15 protein-coding genes and 2 pseudogenes are annotated in these 22,237 nt (G+C 66.8%); 3 read left to right on the plus strand and 14 right to left on the minus strand.

The window, feature by feature from the left end:
- Window positions 1-122: 122 nt before the first annotated feature.
- Together ABLE94_RS19900 and ABLE94_RS19905 are read right to left on the minus strand one after the other, a co-directional pair.
- Window positions 123-3,419: a DEAD/DEAH box helicase gene (locus ABLE94_RS19900; RefSeq protein ID WP_484494647.1), complete on the minus strand. Its 3,297-nt coding sequence runs from the start codon at window positions 3,417-3,419 to the stop codon at window positions 123-125.
- 268 nt (window positions 3,420-3,687) lie between these two features.
- Window positions 3,688-3,795 (minus strand): annotated as a pseudogene (locus tag ABLE94_RS19905) (hypervirulence associated TUDOR domain-containing protein); the annotation flags it as partial.
- Window positions 3,796-4,011: 216 nt separating this feature from the next.
- Between ABLE94_RS19905 and istA the strand changes: the two are divergent.
- Together istA and istB are read left to right on the plus strand one after the other, a co-directional pair.
- Window positions 4,012-5,538, plus strand: a complete 1,527-nt coding sequence (istA, locus tag ABLE94_RS19910) for an IS21 family transposase (protein ID WP_348809618.1) — start codon at window positions 4,012-4,014, stop codon at window positions 5,536-5,538.
- A complete protein-coding gene (gene istB, locus ABLE94_RS19915) occupies window positions 5,535-6,302 on the plus strand; it encodes an IS21-like element helper ATPase IstB (RefSeq protein WP_348809619.1) in 768 nt (255 codons plus the stop codon). The genes istA and istB overlap by 4 nt, the downstream gene beginning before the upstream one ends.
- Before the next feature lie 97 nt (window positions 6,303-6,399).
- On the opposite strand, the pseudogene ABLE94_RS19920 reads toward istB, so the two are convergent.
- The 8 genes and pseudogenes from ABLE94_RS19920 to ABLE94_RS19955 all read right to left on the minus strand — a co-directional run.
- A pseudogene (locus ABLE94_RS19920) lies at window positions 6,400-6,528 on the minus strand (HVA1 family protein); the annotation flags it as partial.
- A gap of 141 nt (window positions 6,529-6,669) precedes the next feature.
- The gene (locus tag ABLE94_RS19925) at window positions 6,670-6,882 is read right to left on the minus strand and encodes a hypothetical protein (RefSeq protein WP_348809620.1); all 213 of its coding nucleotides are present in this window, start codon (window positions 6,880-6,882) and stop codon (window positions 6,670-6,672) included.
- 232 nt (window positions 6,883-7,114) lie between these two features.
- On the minus strand, window positions 7,115-8,302 hold the full coding sequence (locus tag ABLE94_RS19930) for a VWA domain-containing protein (RefSeq protein ID WP_348809621.1): 1,188 nt from the start codon (window positions 8,300-8,302) through the stop codon (window positions 7,115-7,117).
- Entirely contained in the window at window positions 8,299-10,584 is a 2,286-nt protein-coding gene (locus ABLE94_RS19935; RefSeq protein WP_348809622.1) for a DUF5682 family protein, read from the minus strand. Before ABLE94_RS19935 ends, ABLE94_RS19930 begins: the two co-directional genes overlap by 4 nt.
- Before the next feature lie 2 nt (window positions 10,585-10,586).
- The gene (locus ABLE94_RS19940) at window positions 10,587-11,678 is read right to left on the minus strand and encodes an ATP-binding protein (RefSeq protein ID WP_348809623.1); all 1,092 of its coding nucleotides are present in this window, start codon (window positions 11,676-11,678) and stop codon (window positions 10,587-10,589) included.
- Window positions 11,675-13,159: a DUF5691 domain-containing protein gene (locus tag ABLE94_RS19945; RefSeq protein WP_348809624.1), complete on the minus strand. Its 1,485-nt coding sequence runs from the start codon at window positions 13,157-13,159 to the stop codon at window positions 11,675-11,677. The genes ABLE94_RS19940 and ABLE94_RS19945 overlap by 4 nt, the downstream gene beginning before the upstream one ends.
- Window positions 13,156-14,493 (minus strand): SWIM zinc finger family protein, encoded by a 1,338-nt coding sequence (locus tag ABLE94_RS19950; RefSeq protein WP_348809658.1) that lies wholly within the window; start codon window positions 14,491-14,493, stop codon window positions 13,156-13,158. Before ABLE94_RS19950 ends, ABLE94_RS19945 begins: the two co-directional genes overlap by 4 nt.
- A 174-nt stretch (window positions 14,494-14,667) precedes the next feature.
- The gene (locus ABLE94_RS19955) at window positions 14,668-16,488 is read right to left on the minus strand and encodes a CocE/NonD family hydrolase (RefSeq protein ID WP_348809625.1); all 1,821 of its coding nucleotides are present in this window, start codon (window positions 16,486-16,488) and stop codon (window positions 14,668-14,670) included.
- An 89-nt stretch (window positions 16,489-16,577) separates the two neighbouring features.
- Here ABLE94_RS19955 and ABLE94_RS19960 point away from each other — a divergent pair, with 89 nt between their 5' ends.
- A complete protein-coding gene (locus ABLE94_RS19960) occupies window positions 16,578-18,524 on the plus strand; it encodes a TerD family protein (protein WP_348809626.1) in 1,947 nt (648 codons plus the stop codon).
- A 21-nt stretch (window positions 18,525-18,545) separates the two neighbouring features.
- Here the strand turns inward: ABLE94_RS19960 and ABLE94_RS19965 are convergent, their stop codons facing one another.
- Genes ABLE94_RS19965 through ABLE94_RS19980 form a run of 4 tightly spaced genes read right to left on the minus strand, consistent with a single transcriptional unit; the run spans window position 18,546 to window position 22,088 of the window.
- Window positions 18,546-19,370 (minus strand): ABC transporter ATP-binding protein, encoded by an 825-nt coding sequence (locus ABLE94_RS19965; protein WP_348809627.1) that lies wholly within the window; start codon window positions 19,368-19,370, stop codon window positions 18,546-18,548.
- Window positions 19,367-20,467, minus strand: a complete 1,101-nt coding sequence (locus ABLE94_RS19970; RefSeq protein ID WP_348809628.1) for a taurine ABC transporter substrate-binding protein — start codon at window positions 20,465-20,467, stop codon at window positions 19,367-19,369. Before ABLE94_RS19970 ends, ABLE94_RS19965 begins: the two co-directional genes overlap by 4 nt.
- Window positions 20,464-21,306 carry an ABC transporter permease gene (locus ABLE94_RS19975; protein ID WP_348805750.1) on the minus strand — a complete coding sequence of 281 codons (843 nt, stop codon included), beginning with the start codon at window positions 21,304-21,306 and terminating at the stop codon, window positions 20,464-20,466. Before ABLE94_RS19975 ends, ABLE94_RS19970 begins: the two co-directional genes overlap by 4 nt.
- Window positions 21,303-22,088 carry an SDR family NAD(P)-dependent oxidoreductase gene (locus tag ABLE94_RS19980; RefSeq protein ID WP_348809629.1) on the minus strand — a complete coding sequence of 262 codons (786 nt, stop codon included), beginning with the start codon at window positions 22,086-22,088 and terminating at the stop codon, window positions 21,303-21,305. Before ABLE94_RS19980 ends, ABLE94_RS19975 begins: the two co-directional genes overlap by 4 nt.
- Window positions 22,089-22,237: the final 149 nt, after the last annotated feature.

The following is a 22,237-nucleotide window of genomic DNA, read 5'->3' on the forward strand; positions in this document are numbered from 1 at the left end:
GGGATTCCCTCTCTGTCATCATCAATTCTACTGAAGGTGCGCCACTTTCAGTAGGGACGAAAGTCCCTGATATACACTAGCGGCGATATCCGATGCGCCATAACGGATGTCGCCACAACGGCTCAGCCCAACATCTCCCGGATGTCGGACGCGGTGATGGCGGTACCGAACAGTTCCCCCTCGTCGATGGCCGCGTCAAACAGTGCGCGCTTTCGATCCTGCAGTGCCACAACACGTTCCTCGATGGTGTCCGAGGACACCAACCGATACACGGTGACCGGACGCTGCTGACCGATCCGATGTGCACGGTCGATGGCCTGCGCCTCGGCCGCCGGGTTCCACCACGGATCACACACGAAGCAATAGTCTGCCTCGGTCAGATTCAGACCGAATCCACCGGCCTTCAAGCTGATCAGAAACACCTGCGTTCCACCCGAGGTGAATTCGGCAATGGCAGAAGCACGTTCACGTGCCGTCTTGCTGCCGTCGAGGTAGCTGTAGGCGATCCCGGCGTCGGCGAGGTGCGCACGGACGATGGCGAGGAATCCGGTGAACTGACTGAACACCAACGCACTGTGCCCTTCGGCGATCAGCTCCGGCAGACTCTCCATCAGGAACTCGACCTTCGCCGATTCGACTCCACCGTTCGTCTCGTCGACCAGTCCGGCGTGCAGACTGAGCTGGCGCAGCAGACTCAGCGACCGGAACACCTGGAAGCGGTTCTTCTCCCAATCACCGAGCAGTCCCAACACTTTCTGGCGTTCCCGGGCCAGCCGGGTGTCATAGATCTTGCGGTGCCGGGGAGCGAGTTCCAGCATCATCGCCTGCTCCTGCTTCGCCGGCAGGTCCAGAACCACCTGGTCCTTGCGGCGGCGCAGCATGACCGGTTTCATCCGGCGGCGGAGCGTGTCCATCCGGCCCGACTCCTCACCGGACTCGATGGGTTTGCGGAAGTAGGTCTCGAAAGCCTTGGGGGACGGGAACAATCCCGGAGCGGTCACCGACAGCAGCGCCCACAGCTCCATCAGATTGTTCTCCATCGGGGTACCGGTGATCGCCAGTTTGAACGGCGCGTCCAACCGGCGGGCGCACTGGTGGGTCTTACCGGTGTGGTTCTTGATGAACTGCGCCTCGTCGAACAGCGCTCCATCCCAAGAGAATTCGCTGATGTCGTCGAACATCAACCGCAGCAACGTGTAGGAGGTGACCACGACGTTCGCGTCGCCGACCGCCTCGGCAGTCGGTATCCCCGACTTGGCCTCGGTCGCGACGATCGACGTGACCCGCAGCGAAGGGACGAAGCGTCGGGTCTCGGCCACCCAGTTCGGGACAACGCTCGTCGGCGCGATCACCAGGTAACGCACGTCGGGGTTCTTCTTGGCCGCCCGCGCCATCAACGCCAGCGTTTGCAGCGTCTTGCCCAGACCCATGTCGTCGGCCAGGATTCCGCCGAGATCGTTGTCGGCGAGGAAGCTCAGCCAGTCGAGGCCGTCCCTCTGATAGTCACGCAACGTCGCCTTCACGGTACGTGGAGTCGCCACTCGCCGAGGGGGTTTGGCCGCGGCCAGTTTGGCCATCCGGGCCTGCCACGCCTTGAGTTGCGCATCGACGACACCGAGTTCGAGCAGTTCCTCCCACAATGTCGCGTTCATCGACGACGTGTTCACCCGGTCGTTCTCGATCTCGCCGAGTTGCCGTGCCTCGGAGAGTAATTCGGACAGGCGTCGCAACTCCGGGGTGTCGACGCCGACGTAGGCGCCGTCGTCGAGGACGATGAACGACGACCCCATCGCGAGTTCGGAGATGAGCTGTCGCAATGGGATCTCCCGGTCCCCGACGGTCACCGCCACATTGAGGGCGAACCAGTCGTTGCCGGTGCCGTCCTCACCGGCACCGAATCGGATCTCCGGCGTCGCGTCCAGGTAGTGGTAGTCGGTGGCGATCCTGTTGTCGATCAGGATGTTCGGCTCCTGCTCGAGTTCCGGGAGGATCTCGGTTGTGATGAATGCCGCGTCCACCGGGCGCATATCCGCCGCCGTCCGCAGGATGTGCTCCGGGAGGTCCCCGATGCCGATCTCGTCGGCCAGGACCTGGTCGAGAAGAGTGACCGCCTCCTGCGCGCGCGGACCCGGGTGACTCACGGTTTCCGCACGCCACGAGACCCGCGCCGACATCACCCAGTGGGCGGTCGTCGTGGCCAGCAGGAGCAGCTCGGAGCGGATCGATTTCCACAGTGCCGCTTCGGCTGTCGCGTCGCGGTAGGGGATGGCGCCGATCGGTTCGTTGACGTCGAAGACGTGTCGCTTGTCGTTGACCAGGTAGCCCACACTCCAGGTGTACCGATGATGATCACCGGCATCACTGAGGGTGAGCACGGCGACCGGCCCGGTGATCGTCGGCGGCGTGAGCAGGCCGTCGTCGACGGCCACGGCGCGTCGGCGTTCGATGCGGGGCAGGAACTCCAACGCGAACTCTGGCAGATCCGATTCGGGCACGGTCACGGTGCGGACCCGGGTGGCGAACTCGACCTCGCCGAGACTCGGCACCGGCTCGGTGAACCCGGCGAGTGTCAGGGTGTCGTCGGCGATGTAGGAGAGTCCGTGCCGTTGGGGCCCGGCGGTGCCGAGTAAGGACACCATTCCGGGCTCGACGGCGGTGCCGTCGACCCGGATGACCGCACTCACCCGTGCGCCGTCGTCGTCCTTCGTCACGTCGTAATCGATTGTCGCCGAACTCAATCGGACCTTCGTGACGGAGAAGCTGCGCGTGGTCTGCGGGATCAGCGTGACCCCGGCGTCGACGGCGTTGCGCAGCGCCGGCCAGAGAGATCGCGGCGCATTCGTCAGCGACAGCGTGTCGGGATTGCTGACGTAGCTGTTGCGGTGCAGCACCTGATAGATCGTGCGCAGGGCGTCACAGTGCGCGACGTCGAGTTCGGTGTTGTGCGTGAAGAGGACGTCCTGCCAGGTCCCACCGGTCTTGATCCACTGGCCGCGCTTGCCCATCACCATCGGCCGAACGTGCAGGCCGGGTTCGGGCATGAACCGCGACGGCTCACCACGCCCGACGATCAGGGCCAGCGGCCGGCGTTCGGACTCGTTGCTGGTTGTGCCGATGACGCCACTCAGGGCGGCGCGCCAGGTCGGGGCGACCGGCGCCGGTGCCGCCTTCGCGATGATCGGGCCGGCACGCTGCGAATCCTGGATCGCGACCAGGATCAAGGTGGCCGCGTGCTTACAACGAATCCCGACCGGGCAGCTGCATCGGGTTTCCGAAAGGGTGGCCATCGATGGTGTTCCGCGGAACGTCACCGACACCTGATACTCGGCGCGGTTGGTGCCCCGGCACGTGCCGGACAAGACCAGGCCCTGGTGCGACCACCCGTATCGCCGGATCATCCCGCTGCGCCGGTACTGCATGGCACGCTGCAGCGTCGTCGCACCGAACACACGGCGGAGGTCGGCGTCGGAGGCGATCAGGACAGGTGGTGCCACGTGCCGCAGGGTACCGGGCGGCGTTGCATCGGTCCGTGGACGGTGCAACGACTTCGTCCGAGGCCCACGATCGCTGTCTTCCAGTGCTCCCGCCCGTCCTCAGTCATTCCTCGAGTAGCTCGGGCGTTAAACCGCAGGTCAGGACGATCTGTTAGCTGAGCCAGTGACTGAGGACGGGCTGGCATGCACCGGTCTACTGTGACTTTTTCGTCAACGACGACTCCTTGTGCGCCGCCTTCGCCCCGGTCTTGTCGGATTCGACGATCCAGTAGGGGTCGTCGTCGCTCGCGTTGAACTTCTGTCAGCGGACATGAAAAACTGCCCATGGGCGGTCACGAAAGTGCCCACTGACGGCCAATAAGGACTGCCCACAGGCGGTCAGGAAAGTGCCCGTTGGCGGACACGATTTTGCCCACACCTGTCTCATCCGGCGGCGCGTCTGCGCTGTGCGGGTCTCTCCCGTGGCTTCGATAGCGATGCCTAGTCGTATCGAACTCACTCACGGGAGAGACCCTTCTTGAAGTCTGACGGAGAACTCATGGACATACTCAATGCCTACGACCTGACGGGGTCGTATCGGGCTGCGGCCGAGTTGTGCGGTTGCAGCCATCACACGGTGAAACGGGCGGTTGACGACCGTGCGGCCGGGCTGGCGCCGGCGGTGCGTCGCGCCCGATTGATCGACGACTACCTGCCCCATATCGAGGGGTGGGTGCAGGACACGCACGGAAAGATCCGCGCCGACAAGGCACACGAAAAGCTTGTGGCCCTTGGCTATACAGGGAATGAACGTACCACACGGCGTGCGGTCGCGGAAGTGAAAGCCCAATGGCGCGTGGGTAATACGCGGGTGCACCGGCCGTGGGTGACCGAACCCGGTCTGTGGGTGCAGTACGACTTCGGCGACGGGCCGGTTGTTGATGGCCGCAAGGTGGTGCTACTGGTGGCATGGCTGGCGTGGTGCCGCTACCGGGTGGTGATCGCGCTGCACGACCGGACCGCGCCGAGCGTGTTCGCCGGTCTGGATCGGGTGTTCCGCATTCTCGGTGGCGCCCCGTCGTATGTGTTGACCGACAACGAGAAAACTGTCACCACCGGCCATATCGCGGGGGTGCCGGTCCGTAACCGGCAGGCGGTGTCGTTCGGCCGCTACTACGGCGTCACGGTGCTTACCTGTGAGCCGGCCGACCCGGCCACCAAGGGTGGGGTGGAGAACGCGGTGAAACTGGCCAAGGCCGATATCGTGCCGACCGACACCAACTTGCTCGACGCCTACGGGTCGTTCGCCGATGTCGTGGCCGCGTGTGAGCAGTTCATGGGTGAGGTCAATGATCGGGAGCACCGCACCACAGGGCGACGTCCGATCGAGATGCTCGCCGCCGAACGCACCCGACTGCATCCGATCCCCGATCTGCCGCACACCACCGGGTTGGGGGTGACTCGCCAGGTCCCCCGCAACACGCCGATGATTTCGTTCGACCACTGTCAATACTCTGTTCCGGCAATGCTATTGGGTCAATCGGTGTGGGTGCGTCATCACCCAGCCACCGATGAGGTGATCGTGTGCGCGCTCGATGACGGCGGACCGGCCGAGGTGGCCCGGCACCGCCGTACCACCCGCGGTACCCCGGCGATCGATGACGCCCATTTCCCCGACCATGAACCGAAAATCCCCGGCGACTACCGGATTCGGGCACGCAACGCCGACGACCACGCGTTCCTGGCGATCGGCGAGGGCGCCGGATTGTGGTTGAAAGAAGCCGCCGCCGTCGGCACCGAACGCATGCGAGAGAAGATGCGCCATGCCGTATCACTGGCCGCCTTGCATACCACTTCGGATGTGGACTGGGCGTTGGGTCATGCCGCGGTGCACGGCCGATTCGCCACCGGTGATCTCGACTCGATCCTGGCCGCCAAAGACCTCGACCCGACGCGGCACCAGGCCTCGGAGAACACCTCCCTGGCCCAAGGAACAAAGGGCTGGAACATGTTGGGCAACAACACTATCGACGGCACTGATCTCGACGAGGAGGAAACACGATGACCACAACAACGATGTTGCCTGCAGAAGTCGAAACGTTGATGCGGCAACTGCGGCTGCCGCATGCCCGCGCGATCGCCGGTGACGTGCTGGCCACCGCCCGCGCACAACGCTGGGACCCCGCCGAAGTGATCAAAGCGCTCCTCGCCGAAGAATCCGCAGGCCGCGCCCGATCGATGTTGGCCTCACGCCGCAAATCGGCGAACTTCCCGACCGGCAAGACCTTTGACGTGTGGGACGAGACCGCGTCCTCGATCCCGGTGCCCACCCAGCACGCCCTGCAAACCCTCGAATGGGTGCAGCGACGCGAGAATCTCGTGGTGTGCGGGCCCGCAGGCACCGGCAAGACGTTCTTCCTCGAAGCGCTCGGGCAGAAAGTGATCGAGGCCGGCATGCCCGTAGCATGGTTCAGTCTCGAACAACTCGGCACCCTGGTCCGCGCCCACCGCGCCGATGACACCCTTGGCAAGGCCATCGCCAAGATCGTGCGCGCCGAACTCGTCGTCATCGATGATGTTGGCCTGCTGCCGGTGGGAGCTGACGCCGCAGAAGGGCTCTACCGGGTCGTAGAAGCCGCCTACGAACGCAAATCCGTCGCTGTGTCCTCCAACCTGCACCCATCCGGTTTCGACGAGCTGATGCCCAAAACGCTCGCGACCGCGACCGTGGACCGGCTGCTGCACCACGCCCACCTCTGCCAGACCAGCGGCGACTCCGTGCGCCTGGCCCAAGCCCTGGCCGGAAAGGGGGTCACCGCGCTGAACTGACATCCCCCGGTGGCGGACCAGCGGGCAGATTCATGTCCGCCACCGGGCACCCCCTCGTGACCGCCTACGGGCAGTTTCCACGACCGCCTGCGGGCACTTCCCGCTGTCCCTTGACAAACTTCTGGCCCTCGAAGGTGAAGGGCGAGGTACGTTTCTCGCGCGCCGTGCCGTGGGTGGGTCCTTGGGAGGTATTCCATTCGACGGTGTCATTCTTCTTGAGGGACATGGATCTCAGGATTGAGCGGCGCGCCGAACCGCACCACCACTCCAATGCGTCTGTTGCCCAACCGACATGGCGATCAACGCAGAGTCACCTCCCGGTAACGGTGCTACCGCGCCCGACGCTCGCCTCATAGCCGGCTGACGGTCAAGTGTCGGACCGATCGTCGGGTGGCCAGGAGTCGTCCGGGGCCGGCGTGTCATACAGCCACATCCCGCCAAAGAAGACTCCGACTGCGACGACCAGCCCAATGCCGACTTTCCACCGCGACGTGCCCGTGGCACCCAAAGCGACCCAGCCGATCATCACAACAAATGCGACCGTGGAAATCGGGGCCCGATTCTTCGCGTTGTCGACCATACCTAGAGACTGCCCATTGACATGTGTTCCACTCCTCATGATGAGAGATGTGCCCCCAACAGACACATGACCACCGTGTCAGCTCCACGACGCTGTGGGCAGCCATGCCCGTCCCAGGGGTGCTACAGCGCAGGTCAGAGTCGACGCCGACAATTCCGGTCCGGAAAACGTGGGCGAGAATTGTCCGTTTGCCGTCGACTCTGTACCCCGGACGCCGGGCGCCGGGCGGCGCCTATCCCTCCATCCCCCGCTGCGACAGTTCGTTGGCATCGGCCCAGCCGACGATGTCGCCGCGGTTGATCGCGACGGCCAGCAGGTCGGGGAAGGCGTCGGGAGTGCACGCGAAGGCGGGCACGCCCATGGCGCCCAACGCGGCGGCGATGTCCCGGTCGAAGGACGGTGCGCCCTCGTCGGACAGCGCGAGCAGCACCACCACGGTGATGCCGTCGGCGCGCATCTGCGCGACGCGCTTGAGCATCTCGTCGCGCACGCCGCCCTCGTACAGGTCGGAGATGAGCACGAAGATGCTGTGCTCGGGGCGGGCGACGAGGCTTTGGCAGTAGGCGATGGCCCGGTTGATGTCGGTGCCGCCACCGAGGGTGGCGCCGAAGAGGACGTCGACGGGATCGTCGAGTTCGTCGGTGAGGTCGGCGACCTCGGTGTCGAAGACGACGAGGGAGGTCCGCACCGAGCGCATGGTGGCGATCACCGCACCGAAGATCGATGCGTACACAATCGATCTGGCCATCGACCCGGACTGGTCGATCGCGAGGATGATGTCCTTGCTGACCACCTGCGCTCGGCGGCCATGGCCCACGAGGCGTTCGGGCACAACGGTTTTCTGTTCGGGCAGATAGTTGTGCAGGTTGCGGCCGATGGTGGCGTTCCAGTCGATGTCCCGCAGCATCGGCCGGTTCACCCGGGCGGCGCGGTCGAGGGCGGCACCGACCGCACTGCGGGTGCGGTCGGCGATACGGCGTTCCACCTCGTCGACGACCTTGCGGACGAGCGCCCGTGCCGACGCCTTGGAACTCGCGGGGATGGCACGGCCGAGCCCGATCAGGGTGGTCACCATGTCGATGTCGGGTTCGATGCTGTCGATCAGTTCGGGTTCGGTGAGCAGGGCGTAGAGATTGAGGCGTTCGACGGCGTCGCGTTGCATCACCTGGACCACGGTGGACGGGAAGTACTCCCGGATGTCGCCGAGCCACCGCGCGACCGACGGCGCCGACTTGCCCAGTCCCCCTTTGCGAGAGCCGCCGCCGTTGGCGTCATACAGCGCGGCGAGTGCGTTGTCCATGGCGAGGTCGGCGCCGCCGAGGGCGGGGAAATCGTCGGCGGCCGGGTCGCCGAGGACGAGTCGCCACCGGCGATCGCGATCGGCCGCGGCACTGTCTGATTCAATGTTGTTGTCGGTCATGGCAATCCCAGGATTCCGGCGACGACGGCCACCGCGGGTGCGGCGAGCTCGGCGTCGAAGGTGGTGGCGATGGGGACAGGAGCGGATCGCTGCCGGTCGAGGGCGGCAGCGCGGTTGCCGATGTTGCGACGCACCGACGGCTCGAACACCCCGAAGGTCCGGCGCAGCAACGGGAGGACGTCGGTGAAGTCGTCGTCGCCGAGGCCGGTGAGCCAGCCGTCGAGGATGACGAGGAGGTCGCGATCGTGGACGAGGAGCAGGCCGCCATCGCCAAGGAAGCCGTCAATCCATTGCGCTTTGGCGGTCGGTGTCGCGCCCGTCGACAGCGCGAACTGGAGTCGTGTTGCGGCGTCGGCACTCTCGATGTGCCCTCCGTCGCGGAGGAGCCGGGTGGCGCGGCCGACGAGGAGTCCGTTGACGTCAGTGCGGTCGGCGATGGTGCGCAGTGCCCCGGTCCACCGCTGCCGGTCGTCGGTGTCGAGGAGTGCCACCACCTCGTGGACGGCGTCGAGGCGCTCCTTGAACTCCTTCGCGGCGTCGTCGTTGAGGCTGGAGATCGCGGCCGGGATGCCGACGCACACACGTGTCAGCAGCGACGACGCGACCAGGCCGAGGGCGGCGGTATCGGTGCCGCGGACGTCGCCGTAGCGTTGGGCACGCCCGAGTGCCGGGAGTGCCTCCATCAGTTGGGCGACATCATGATTGACCGCGGCGCGGTCGCGCAGTGCGGTGAGAATGGCCGGGATGACGTCGACGAGTTCGGCGAGCAATGCGGATTCGAGTGCACCGGTGACCGTGCCGAGGGACTCGCCGGTGCTCGCCTGATCGGTGACCCTCGCCGCGGCGGCCCCGTACACGGTGGTGCCCCACACCGAGGCCATCACGATGTCGATGACGTAGTCGGGGCGCCATTGCAGAATCCAGCCCTCCTTGAAGGTGCCGGTGCCGGTGACCTCGTTGGGGGTGCCCCAGTCGACGCCGAGGATCTGCAGTCGGTGTAGCAGCAGCGATTTCGCCTTGTCGGCCGTCCTGCGGAGGTCGAGGACGAGTTCTTTGGCGACCGGATCCACTTTGAGGCGAGCCGTTTTCGCGGTGGCGGTGACGTCGGCCTGCAGGGGGACGACGGGGGCGTCGTCGGGGACGGCACCGAGCCGTTCACCGATGACGGCTTCGCGGTGCATGAGGTCGGCGAGGGCGGTGTCGCCGTGGCACATGACCGACAGGGTGGCCTCGTTGATCTCGGCGAGGCCGGCGAGGGGTCTGCGCCGCAGCACGGCGAGCGTCTCGGCGAGGCGCGCGGTTTCGATGATGTGCGCCGAGGACACATCGATGTCCTTGTCGCGCAACAGGTTGGCCTGGTGGATGAGCCAGCGGACGATGACGTCGTCGTCGGTGGTGAACAGGTGGTGATACCAGCCGGGTGAGATGACGCCCGCGCCGTAACCGGAGGCGGTGGCCAGGCGGGAGTGTGTCCAGGGCACCCAGGCGAGGCGGCTGCGGAGTTTTGGTGTGCCCTTGAGGGTTCGGGTGTCGGCGGCTGCGGGTGGGAGTTTCCCGGCGAGGGCGGGTGCGTGCCAGGCACCGCAGATGACGGCGACGCGGTGCACTCCGTCGCGTTTGAGGGCCTTGCGGATCGCTTGGCGCATGTGGGCTTCGCGGCGGGCCTCGTGCCGGGCTTCGGGGTCGGAGTCGTCGGTGGCCTGCAGGAAGTCATCTTCCCGCAGCGCGGCCATCGCCTCGGTGATGGCCGCGAAACCGCCACCCTCACCCCGGGTTTCGATGACGTCGTCCCACCAGCGTTCCGGGTCGCTGTATCCGGCGGCGGTGGCGAGGGCACCGATGGGGTCGGCGCGGCGCGGATCCACTTCGCGGGGCGCGTCGATCTCACGGGAGGCGTCGGCGGTCTCTGCACGGTGGGCGAGCACCATGGAGGTGGCGAGGTCGCAGAATTCGACAGGCACCGCGTGGGCCACCGCCCAGCGCATGGCCTGCCATTCGGGGGAGAACTCGGCGAACGGCCAGAACGCGGCGCGCGACGGGTCGTCGGCGGCGTAGCCGAGCAGCGCGACCGGTGGCGCCATTCCGGGGTCGATCACCGCCGCAATGAGATCCGACGCGTCGGCCGGTCCCTCGATGACGACGACGTCGGGTTGGATGCGGTGCAGTTCACTGACAACGGCGCGCGCCGATCCCGGTCCGTGGTGGCGGATGCCGAGCACGTAGGTGCCCGGCGCCACCGTGTCGGTGGCCCCGAGAGCGGATTCGGCGGTGGTCACGGACATCGTCAGCGCAGCGACCCACGGGCAGCGCGGTAGAAGTCGGCCCAGTCATCGCGCTCTCGGACAACGCTTTCCAGGTACTCGGTCCAGACGACGGCGTCGGCGGAGGGGTCTTTGATGACGGCGCCCTGGATGCCGGCGGCGGTGTCGGCGGGGCGGAGGACGCCGTCGCCGAAGTGCGCCGACATGGCGATGCCGTGGGTGATCACCGAGATCGCCTCGGCCGTGGAGAGCGTGCCACTGGGTTGTTTGACCTTGGCGCGGCCGTCCTCGGTGACACCGGAACGCAGTTCGCGGAAGACGGTGACGACGCGCCGGATCTCCTCGGCCGCCGACGGCAACTCCGGCAGATCCAGCGACTTTCCCAGTGCCGCAACACGTTGCGTGACTATGGAGACCTCTTCGTCCGCGGTGGCCGGCAACGGCAGGACGACGGTGTTGAAGCGTCGACGCAGCGCCGAGGAGAGATCGTTGACGCCGCGGTCGCGGTCGTTGGCGGTGGCGATGACGCTGAATCCCTTGGTGGCCTGCACTTCCCGGCCGAGTTCGGGGATGGGGAGGGTCTTCTCGGACAGGATGGTGATGAGGGCGTCCTGCACGTCCGACGGGATGCGGGTGAGCTCTTCCAGGCGGGCGATCTTGCCTTCCTGCATCGCGGTCATGATCGGCGAGGGCACCAGCGCGTCGGTGGACGGTCCTTCGGCGATGAGGCGGGCGTAGTTCCAGCCGTAACGGATCGCTTCTTCCGGGGTGCCGGCGGTGCCCTGCACCAGCAACGTCGAGGTGCCGCTGATGGCGGCGGAGAGATGTTCGGACACCCAGGTTTTCGCGGTGCCCGGCACACCGAGGAGCAGCAGCGCGCGGTCGGTGGCCAGGGTCGCGACGGCGACCTCCATGAGGCGACGCGGCCCGATGTACTTGGGCGTGATCTCGGTGCCGTCATCGAGGGTGCCGCCGAGCAGGTAGGTGACCACCGCCGATGGGCTCAACAACCAGTTGGCCGGTCGGGCGGCGGTGTCGTCGCGCGCCAGTGCCGCCAGTTCGTCGGCGTAGAGCTGTTCGGCGTGCGGGCGCAGCAGGTTGTCATCGGTGGTCATGGCAGCTCCCTGATGAGGACGGATCGGATACGGAGGGCTTCGGATAGCGTTGCGCAGGGGATGGTGGCGTGCGGATGGCGTTCCCGCACAACGGTGATCATCGACTGGAAGTCGTCGGTGGCGGGCAGTCCGGTGGACATCAGGTCGAACAGGTTGAGGACGTTCCCGCGGACGACGCGGGCGTTGGCGAGCATCGAGTCCAGCAGCCGCAGTGCGTGGCGCGCCATCTGGTCCGACCACGGTGCGGGCAGCGCGTGCAGTCCGACCAGTTGCCGTTCCGCTGCGAGCGTGGGGAAGGCGCGCACCACGGCCTCGGGGTCGGCGAGGGCGATGACCCGGGCGGACGCGCCGGGATGGGTCATGAGTGCGGTGGCCCAACGTCGGTCCTCGAACGTGACGGCGGCGGAACACAGTCCCTGTGCGATCGCGGCCTCGTCGGAGTCGATTGCGGCAACGATCGTCTCGGGCGCCCGACCGAACTGCTGCTCCCAATGCAGCGGCGGGATGCGCGACAGCAGTTGCGCCAGAACATGATCCTGCAGCGCCACGCCCTTGGGTGTGGTGAGGTTGATGCCGTCACGAGCGAGCGGTGAATCCGCCGGGCCGAGCTTGTCGAGGTCGAGGCCACTGGACCGCAGCACCAAGCCCGACTCTCCCCCCACCCACTCCATAGCCCCCACCGCCGCCTGCACCAACCGCCCCCGATGCGCCGACCCGTCCACCCGATCGAGAACATCGGCCGCGACTGCCCGGACCTTCCCGCGCCGATCATCGAGTGCAGCCTCGAGGAACGTCTCGTCGTCGAGCGAGGCCCGACGAAACATGATCGGTAGCAGCAACTCCCGGTCGGTCCCCGATTCCCCGCTCCAGCCGGCGGCCAGGAGTTCACGCGCCGCACCGGGATCACGTTCACGCAACGCCGTCAGGTAGGCGACACGTTCGGCGGGTTCGCCGTGCGTCCACGCTGACGGATCGGGCGGAGCGCTCACGAGGGATGAATCATCGAGCACTGCTTTGAGTTCCGGCGCCTGGTACGCGAGCCAGCGCCCGCGAGGTCCGACGATGGTGGAGATCGCCGGTCGCAACGTTGCTTGCCGCGCGGTCCGCGACAGCAGGTACGGCAGAAGTGTCGCGGGGGGTCGTAACCCCGAGTCGGCCAGCAGGGTCAGACACCACTCGGCCATCCGCGGCGTCATCTCCATGGCACGGACGGCATAGGTGGACACCAATTGCGGCATGGCCCCGCGCGGATCATCCGGCGCCACCGGAATCGGCTCCGCTGACACCGACTCTGGTCCGCAGGCGGCACGGGCCGCGGCGGTGAGCGACGCCATCTGCAGAGCAAGGTCGGCCGGATCACCTTGCGCTGCATCAGAATCCGGCAGGTGCACCGCGATGACCGGATCGGCTCCCGCCGCAGTGACCGGTCGACTGCGCACGCCGACCAGCGCCGCGGAGACCACCTCGTCCCAGGTGCTCACAGCGCGATCACCTCACCGTCGCAGATCACCGACGCGACGTCGAGGCCACCTGGTCCGAGTTCCCCGAACGCCGAGATCCGCCGGCCACCGGTGACGGCGAGCAACAGCGGCCAGGCGTCGCCGATCTCGGCAACCGGGATGGCCGAGCCGGTGGCATCGATGAGTGCGGGCGTGTCGGACGCGGTTCGCCCGAGGCGGCCGCAGATGAGCACGGGCCAACTCAACGCCCACGGATCGTCGGCGATCGCGCGGGCACGGGCGCGTCGGGCATCGGCAATCGTCATCGGCTGCACCGTGTCCAGCGGGTCGAGATGCGGGGGCAGCTGCTCGGATGGGGGTGTCGAGTCGTCGTAGAGGCAGCGCAGTGCGGGCGTGCCCGGGTAGAAGTGCATGGTGGTGGCGATCGTGGCGCCGGGGACAGGTCGTACCGGCAGGGTGGCCCCGGTGGGTGCGTAGTCGAGCAGCATGCCGAAGCGAGAAGTGCCGGCACCCCACACCCAGGTGCGGCGGCTCTGGAGGTGATCTTCGTCGGTGTCGCGGCGACCGAGGCAGAGCCACAGGTCGGTGATGCCGTCGGTGGCGAGGACGTCGGCCTTGGCGACCGGGTAGCCGACGTGGCGTCGGACGGTGGCGGCGAGGTCGTCGGGCAGTTGGTCGATGCGCTGGTGCGCGGTGGTCAGTGACCAGAGGCGGCCGTAGTCCTCGAGGAGCCGGCCGGGCCAGTCGACGGCGTCGTCGTCACCTCCGTAGAACAGGCCGGGGAGTCGGCGGATTCTGGCGGCGAGTCCGGGCGCCTGGGCGTCGACGAGGCGCGCAGCGACGGCGTCGAAGCGGCTGTAGGCGTCGGCCTCCGATCCGGCGAGGCCGTGACCGACCTGATCGGTGAGCCAGAGTTGGAGTTCATCGATGCCGCCGCGGACGCGGTCGACGCGTTGCGCGGCGGTCTTCGCGGCGCGTTCGGGGTCCTTGGGTGCGGCCGGCTCCGCGGTCTTCTTCTCGGCTCGTTCCACGCGTCCGGCGAGCCAGGTCGCGGCGTAATCGGACGGTTCGGGAGCGTCGGGTACCTCGTGCTGCGCCCACAGCAGCAGCAGGCCGAGGGCGTGTTTGCAGGGGAACTTCCGCGATGGGCACGAACATTTGTACGCGGGTGACGCGAGCTCGACGATGGTCTGATACGGCGTCTTCCCGCTGCCCTTGCACAGGCCCCAGACCAGCAGGTCGGTGGCGCCCAGATCGGTCCATGGGGTCGGTGTGGCGAGCTTCTGCCCTGCCGTGGCCGATGACGCGTCGGGCGCCGAACCCAGCACCTGATCGGTCGTCCAGCGGTCCCCCATGGGTTTCACACAACCACATCCACCCGATATCCGTCGTCGGGAAACCCCGGCAGACGGCCGCGGAGCAGTGGTGACGGTGACCCCATCGCGTGGGCACGCGTCGACCAGGGTGTTGATCGGGCGCAGCAACTGCCGGTCCATCGGGTGTGACGATGACCCCGCCCGCCCCTGATGTCACGCCCCGCCGATGACGGGCACCGTCACCGTCTGCCCGTCACCCGCGGGAATCGCCACCGGTAGCGAGTCCTGGCCGCCCCGATAGTTGGTCGATCCTCCCGATATCACCAGGCGTAGCCGATGCCCGGTCTCGAAGCGGTGCACGATGGCGGGCATGGTGACGGTGACCGGCCGCGAGGGATCAGCAATACGTGCCGGCGCCACCAGATTCCCGACCGTCGTCGCGTTGCCGACCGCGTCCACGTCGACGATCCGGAGAAACAGCACGAGTTGCCTCTCGGCGGGCATGTTCACCGGGACCGTGGTACTCACCCGCACCGCGACGCGTGGCGAACCGACCACGTCGAGCGGTTGCGCCAGTGCCGCGGAATCCCACATTGCGGCGGTTCCCGGCACATCCCGTTCCGGCACGCTGATCAAGCCGAGCGAATCGGGATGGTCGTGGGTGGTCGGCAGACCCCACGGAGGTGTGACGAACCGCGCGGTGCCCGGACGCGTACGCACCCCCTGGGTCGCCAGCCGATCGGTGGACGAGAGCCGATAGGTCAGTGCCGATCCCACATCGGCGGAGTCGGCGTAGGCGTAGGCGGGCTCGGTGTCACCGTCGACGCGGATCCAGTTGCGGAAGTAGGAGAATCGCGGTCCCGGCGATGCCGTTGTTCCCCGGAGGTGGTGATCCATCCACGCCACGATCCTGCGCGTGACGTACTGGGTGGCGGGATCGGGGGCGTTCTCGACGTAATCTCCGGTCTCCGGCAGAGCGGAATGACCACCGCTCATCCAGATCATGTGGGTGTCGACGCCCCGCGAGGTCAGCCCACGATAGGTGGCGACGGCCTCGTTCAGATTGAACAAGGTGTCACTCTGGCCCTGGAGGAGCAGCGTGGGGATGCGAATCCGATCGAGATAACTTGCCACCGACCCGGCCCGCAGCCGTGCCACCACGTCCGGCGTGACGACACCCGTCGTCACCGCCTGCGTCACCGCGGTGCAGATCTGCGTCGGGTAGTTGGGGCAGCCGGTCAGTCGCGTCGGGTCGACGTCGCCATGGGCGAACCCCGACGCCACGCCCGCGAAGACAAGGGACGCATCCCAATTGGTCTTCGGCGCTCCGGGGACCCGGGTCGAGACGCCCACTGTCTGGCCGGTGTTGTTGGGCGCCAGCGAGTAGGACAGATCATTCCACGTGGCCATCGGGGTGATGGTGTCGATCCGCGAATCCATCGCCGCGGCGGCGAATTGGACTTGTCCCCCGTAGGAACCGCCGACCATGCCGACCCGCGGGTCATTCGGATGCGCGCGGCCGTCATGCGCCACCGCGTCGCGCATCACCACATCCAGGGCGGGCGCACGCTGGGTGTGTGCGGCATCGAGGTAGGCGTTGGCCTTTCCGCCGAGATAGTCGACGAGGTGTGCGGCGGCTCGGCCATCCGGATCGGGGGTGTCAAAGCTGATGCGGCATCCCGATCCGCCGAAGCCGAGTCCCGAGTACGCCAGCACCACATAGCCGCGGCGCGTGAACATCTCGGCCATCGGCTTCAGGTCATTCTTGGAGCCGCCGAAACCATTGGTGGTCAGGATCGCCGGCGCGCGGTGCGCCGAGTCCACCCCGGCGGGGACGTAGACGTCGGCGACGACGTCGCAGGGCGCACCGTCCTCACCGGTCGCCTCGAAGTGCCTGGTACTCACCGAATGGTTCGGTGTATCGCCGAATGCGATCGGGGTCAGCGCACCACCTGCAAGAGCCGGACCGACGGTCCCCACAGCCACACCCAACGCCAGTCCCAGGGCGGCCGTCCGACGGCTGCGTCGTCTCATGACACCTCCACCACGTGGTTGTTCACCGCAGACCGCCTGCGACCCTGACGTGGTACTGATGACTGTGCGCGATGTGGAGGGCGAGCACAATGAGTTTGGGTTTTCGGGTCGGTGTGCCCGGTATGCGGGTGCGGGTGTCGACGCGGGGCGTCCGCGCGTCGGTCGGGCCGCGGATAGCGCGCGTCCACGTGGGTACGGGTCGTACACGCGTGTCGAGCGGGATGGGGCCGTTCTACGCGTCGACGGCGCTGAGCCGCAGCCGCGGCGTGAGTCGAGGACGGTCGTCGACGACGCGGAGCGGCGGGCCGTCGCCGACCCAGCTCGCACGGGCACAGCGCGCCGCGCAACGCGCACAGCAGGAGGCCGAGCGTAACGCCGCCATCGAGCAGCTTCGGCAGTTGCGTCGTGACACCACACGCGCACATCTGGAGCGGTTCGCGATCTCCTCCGCGCCGATCATTCCGCCGCCGCCGCCGATCCCGGCGGAAGCCGTTCGCGCACAGGCCTACTCGATCTACCAGCAAGGGCTCGGGCTATTTGCACGCAAGGAGAAGGAACGCGCCCGCGTTCAGGCCGATGCCGCGGTCGCGGCCTACGTCGACAGCGAGTCACGGCGCCTGGCCGGGATCCACGCCGAGCTGTGCGACGGAGCCGATGCGTGGTGGACGGCATTGTGCGCCAACGATGAACAGACTGTGTGCGATGCGGTCAATGCCGCGTTTGCGGATAACCCCGCAGCCGGATGCGCTGTCGGCGTCGACGGTGCGTCGTTGTCGGTGATCATGCGGCTGCAGGATCTCGACACCTTGCCCGATCAGATGCCGTCGACCACAGCCGCCGGACGGCCCACCCTCAAGGCGATGCCCAAACGGGAGCGGATGCTGTGGTGGATGCACATCCTCGCCTCGAATCTCGCGGCCACGGTGCTCGAGGCGCTGGCCACCGCACCGTCGATCACCGAGGTGAACGCGGCGGTTATCACCCGGATGCCCGATACTCATCGGCTCGGCTTGGTGGCCTACGGTTCGTGGTCGAGGACCGCCATCGAGCGCGGCCCGTGGGGGTGCGCTGACGACGCGTGGCGGATCCTCGACATCGGCACCGACGTACAGTGCAGTATTCGGACGACCGCCTCGGGCAACATCTCCTCGGTCGTCAAGCCGTTGCCGCTCGACGAGCTCCCCGGTGTCGCAACCCTTCTCGCCAACTGCGACGACGACGGAGATGCGGCACTGGCAGATCTGGATGCAGATCTCGCGAGCAGCACGCCGGTCTCCGAGCCCGACCCTCCGAATCCCTTCCGGCTCGCGCCCTTTGACCACTGGTTGCAGACGCGTGCGGCACCGCCCCCGGCCGCTCCCCCAGCCCCCACCCCGATTCGGCCGGCGCCGATCGCCGAACCCACGCCGTCGCCCACACCCGTCACTGCGACCCCGCAATCCCCTGCCCCACAGTCCCCTGCCCCACGACCTCCCGCGCCGCAACATCCTGTCCCTGTCGGGGACGACCTGAGCGCGGGCCAGTCCGTCGTGATCGGTGACGCCGCCGCGATCCCGCTCCGCATCACCTTCACCACCGCGGGCGCCGATTCCGATCTGGTTTTCCTTCTCCTCGACCGCGATGACAAGGTGCTCGACGACAATGCCATGATCTTCTACAACCAGCCCGTCGGCGACGGTGTCACCTTGATCAGTAAGCAGCACACTGGTTCGGCCACAGTCGAATTGGCGGTGGTCCGGCCTGGCGAGGTGGGGCCGAGTGTCGCGAAGGTGTTGGTCGCCGCGAGCATCGACGCCGCCTCCGGGGCGACGTTCGACTCACTTGGGCTGTGCCACATCCGGATCGGCGCCGAGAATCAATGCTGGTCATTCACACCGAGTCCGGAACCGCAGGTTCGGGCTCTCATCCTCGTGGAGATCTATCTGTATCGCCCGCCCGACGCCGGAGCACGGTGGAAACTGCGCGCGCTCGGACAGGGATGGGACGATGGGCTGGCGGCGTTGGCTCGTGCATACGGCGTCAACGTCGACGGGTGAGACACGAGCCAGCGCAGCCACCTAACTGTGCGCGTTGTAAATCGCCTCTGCCAGTTCGACTTTGATGTTCTGGAACTCCGGGGTGGCGATCACGTCGGGTGAGCGGACACCATCCGGAGAGTCACCGGGCAGTTCGATTCGGCGGTCGATGGTCACCCGCCCGGGGCGGGCACACATCACCAGCACCCGCGTCGACAGGAACACCGCCTCCTCCACCGAATGCGTGACAAAGATGATCGTCTTGCGTTCTCGTCGCCACAGATTGAGCAACTCCACCTGCAGGCGTTCACGGGTGAGCGGGTCGAGCGCACCGTAGGGCTCGTCCATCAGGATGACCCGCGGATCGTTCACCAGGACGCGGGCGATCTGCGCGCGTTGCTGCATACCACCGGACAGTTCGTACGGTCGTCGACTGCCGAAGCCGCCGAGCCCGACGGTTTCGAGCATCTCGGTGGCCTTCTGGGCCCGTTCGGCTTTCGGCATTCCCCTGGCTTTGAGTCCGAATTCGACGTTGTGCTGCACCGACAGCCATGGATAGAGCGTCGGAGCCTGGAACACCACGCCTCGTTCGGGTGCCGGACCGCGGATATGGCGCCCGCCGATCATCACAGTGCCCTCGGTGGGTTCGAGGAATCCGGCGATGATCTGCAGCAGCGTGGTCTTGCCGCAGCCGGACGGTCCCACCAGGCAGACGAATTCGCCCGGATCGATGGTGAGGTCCATCGGGGAGAGCGCGACCACCTGGTCGTCGCCGGAGCCGTAAGTCTGGCCGACCGACGTCAGGGTGAGCCGGTCGGAAAGGTCTGCGCCCGTCTCGTTGTCGGGGTTCGTCACGGGTTCGGTCATTGGCCCGCCACCTCCTTGATCGCGGCGGCGTACACCGCATTGTCGTAAACCTGCTGCGGGCTGACACCGTCGACCTCACCTTGATCCTTGAGGAACGACGCGGTGTCGAACAACGAACGGGCAAGTCCCCCACCGAACCAGCGAGGTTCAGCCTGCTCTTTGGCGGTCAGGTAGATGTAGCCCTTGAGTTGGGTGCGTACCTGATCCGGTGTGACGCCGAGCTGACCGGAGATCCTCGCGACGGCTTCCTCCGGGTTCTGCGTGATCTGCTGGACTGCCCAGTCCTGCGCCATCGTCCACAGTCGCATCGCGGCCGGATTCTCCTTCACGAAATCGGTTCGCGCACCGGACAGATCGAAGGTGGGGCTGCCGGCGTCGGCGGTGTCCTTCGCGGTCATGATGACGTGGCCGTCGCGGGTCAGCTCCGACAGCGTCGGTTCCCAGATCCATGCGGCATCGATCTGTCCGCCCTGCCAGGCCCCGAGAATCGCACTGGGTTCGAGGTTGATGACGGTGACCTCGGAGGTCAAACCCGCCTTGGTCAGGGCCGCCATCAGGCTCAGATGCGAAGTGGAACCGAACGGGACCCCGATCTTCTTGCCACGCAGCTGATCGACCGAGGTGATCGAGGGATCGCGGACCACCAGTGACTCGGCGCCACCGATGACGTCCTGAATCCACACCACCGACACCGGCAGGTTCAGCGGCGCCGACAGGGCCTTGGCGGCCGGTGCCGAACCGAAGAGCCCCAGGTCGAGTGAGTTGGCACCGAAGGCCCGCACCACGTCGGCGCCCGAGGAGAACTGGGTCCAGGCGATGTCGGCGTTCGGCATGCACTTGCCGAGGATGTCGGAGTCCTTGACAACGAGGTCGCCGTTGGGGATCTGTTGGTAGCCGATGCGGATGGTGCCGGTGATCGACTGGTCCGGCGTGACCGGGCAGGACACCTCGGTGATGAGTGATCGACTTTGTTCTCCGCGACCGGATTCGACGATGCAGCCGCTGGTCGAGATCGCCACCGCGGCGCACAGGCCGACGACGGCAAGTGACCGTCGCAGCCGCCGCGGTCCGCGGTGCGGATCGGGTGTGGGGTTCATACCTTTCCCTTCCACGGCGCCACCAGGATGCCGATCCACTTGAGGATCGAATCGAGGACGAGGGCGGTGATTCCGATGACGATGATGCAGGCGATGACCAGCGGCGTGCGAAGCTGGGTGCCGGCGATGTAGGCGAGTCCTCCGATGCCGGGGATGCCGTTGTTGAGTTCCGCGGCAACGACTGTCGTCCAGGCGAATCCGACGGCCAGACGAATGCCACCGATGATGTCGGGGGCTGTCGCGGGGAGGATGACTCCGCGGATCACCTGTCCGCGTGAGGCGCCGAGGCTGCGCGCCGCGTTGAGGTAGTCGGCCTTGACGCCGTGGATACCACTCATCGTGGCCACCGTGACCGCAGGGAAGGCGGCCAGGAACAGCAACCAGATCTTGGAGGTGTCGCCGATGCCGAACCAGACGATGAGCAGGCTGAAGTACCCCAGCGGCGGTAGCGCGCGGAGGAAGTTGAGGTATGGATCTACCGTGGTGGCAATGACTTTCGAGGTACCCATCGCGATTCCCAGCGCGATGCCGACGATGATTGCCAGTCCGACTCCGGCGAAGATGCGCTGCAGGCTTGCGATGAGGTGTTCCCACAGGAAGTAGTTCTGTTCGCCGAGCACCTCTCGCGGCACACCGGGTGCCACCTGATGCCAGGTGTTGGCGCGCACGAACGCATCCCACACCGCTCCCGGTCCGGGCAGGTACAGCGGTTTGATGACGCCGGCGGCGGTGACTGTCCACCACAGCAGGACGAACACCACCAGGGCGGCGATCCGGATTCCCCAGTGCCGCAATGTTGATGATGAGGGCGTGAGACGGCTGGTGATGGCGCTTGTCATACCGCCGCCGTTCGATGAACCCGTTGAGCGCTGGTCTGATCACGCGCCAGCAGCAGCATGGAATCGACGTTGACGTGCGCCGGGCGGGTGGCCACCCAGGTGACGGCGTCGGCGACGTCGTCGGCCGACAACGGGGTGAGTCCGTCGTAGACGGCGGCGGCACGGTCGGTGTCGCCGCCGAATCTGTTGATGGAGAATTCCGTCTCCACCATACCCGGGTCGATCTCGCAGACCCGTACCGGTTCGCCGAGTAGTTCCAGTCGCAGCACCCGCGTCAGTGCGCGCACCGCGTGCTTGGCGGCGTTGTACCCGCCGCCGCCGAGATACGGTTCGACGGCGGCGATCGAGCCGATGGTGACGACAGTGGCGCACGCCGACGACCGCAGCAGCGGCAGCAGTCCCCGGGTGACGCGTAAGACGCCGAGCACGTTCATGTCGAACATGGCCTGCCAGTCGGCGTCCACGGATTCGGCGATCGAGTCGGTGCCGATCGCGCCTCCGGCGTTGTTGACGAGGACGTCGGCACGGTCGAGGTCGGCACAGAAGGTGATGACCGAGCCGGGATCGGTGACGTCGAGGTGGCGGACGATCACCTCGCAGTTCGGGTGGTCGGCGCGGATCTTGCCGGCGAGGTCGTCGAGGCGCTCAACGCGCCGTGCGCCGAGGAGCAGGTCAAAGCCCGCATCGGCGAGCTGAGCGGCGGTCGCGGCACCGATCCCGCTGCTGGCGCCGGTGATGACCGCCCGTGGCCGGATGTCGGTGGAGTCGGACTGGTGTGCCATGAGGCGATTCCCCCTTCGTGTGGTGATGCGTCGTCTGTCTGCGGCGGCGATCGCCGCGTCGTGAACTCAGACTGTCGAAGATCTGGAGCCCCGAGAAGGTCCACTGGTACGGAGTTTGACGGTGCCAGATGTAACCGGATGGACTCGTC

It is taken from the genome of Gordonia sp. VNK1 (assembly GCF_040049135.1).
Taxonomy (GTDB): domain Bacteria; phylum Actinomycetota; class Actinomycetes; order Mycobacteriales; family Mycobacteriaceae; genus Gordonia; species Gordonia oleivorans.

Coding starts and splice junctions, on each gene's coding strand:
- ABLE94_RS19900 (WP_484494647.1), bottom strand. CDS start 3,419: ATGCAGTACCGGCGCAGCGGGATGATCCGGCGATACGGGTGGTCGCAC.
- istB (WP_348809619.1), top strand. CDS start 5,535: ATGACCACAACAACGATGTTGCCTGCAGAAGTCGAAACGTTGATGCGG.
- ABLE94_RS19925 (WP_348809620.1), bottom strand. CDS start 6,882: ATGGTCGACAACGCGAAGAATCGGGCCCCGATTTCCACGGTCGCATTT.
- ABLE94_RS19930 (WP_348809621.1), bottom strand. CDS start 8,302: ATGACCGACAACAACATTGAATCAGACAGTGCCGCGGCCGATCGCGAT.
- ABLE94_RS19935 (WP_348809622.1), bottom strand. CDS start 10,584: ATGTCCGTGACCACCGCCGAATCCGCTCTCGGGGCCACCGACACGGTG.
- ABLE94_RS19940 (WP_348809623.1), bottom strand. CDS start 11,678: ATGACCACCGATGACAACCTGCTGCGCCCGCACGCCGAACAGCTCTAC.
- ABLE94_RS19950 (WP_348809658.1), bottom strand. CDS start 14,493: ATGGGGGACCGCTGGACGACCGATCAGGTGCTGGGTTCGGCGCCCGAC.
- ABLE94_RS19955 (WP_348809625.1), bottom strand. CDS start 16,488: ATGAGACGACGCAGCCGTCGGACGGCCGCCCTGGGACTGGCGTTGGGT.
- ABLE94_RS19960 (WP_348809626.1), top strand. CDS start 16,578: ATGAGTTTGGGTTTTCGGGTCGGTGTGCCCGGTATGCGGGTGCGGGTG.
- ABLE94_RS19965 (WP_348809627.1), bottom strand. CDS start 19,370: ATGACCGAACCCGTGACGAACCCCGACAACGAGACGGGCGCAGACCTT.
- ABLE94_RS19970 (WP_348809628.1), bottom strand. CDS start 20,467: ATGAACCCCACACCCGATCCGCACCGCGGACCGCGGCGGCTGCGACGG.
- ABLE94_RS19975 (WP_348805750.1), bottom strand. CDS start 21,306: ATGACAAGCGCCATCACCAGCCGTCTCACGCCCTCATCATCAACATTG.
- ABLE94_RS19980 (WP_348809629.1), bottom strand. CDS start 22,088: ATGGCACACCAGTCCGACTCCACCGACATCCGGCCACGGGCGGTCATC.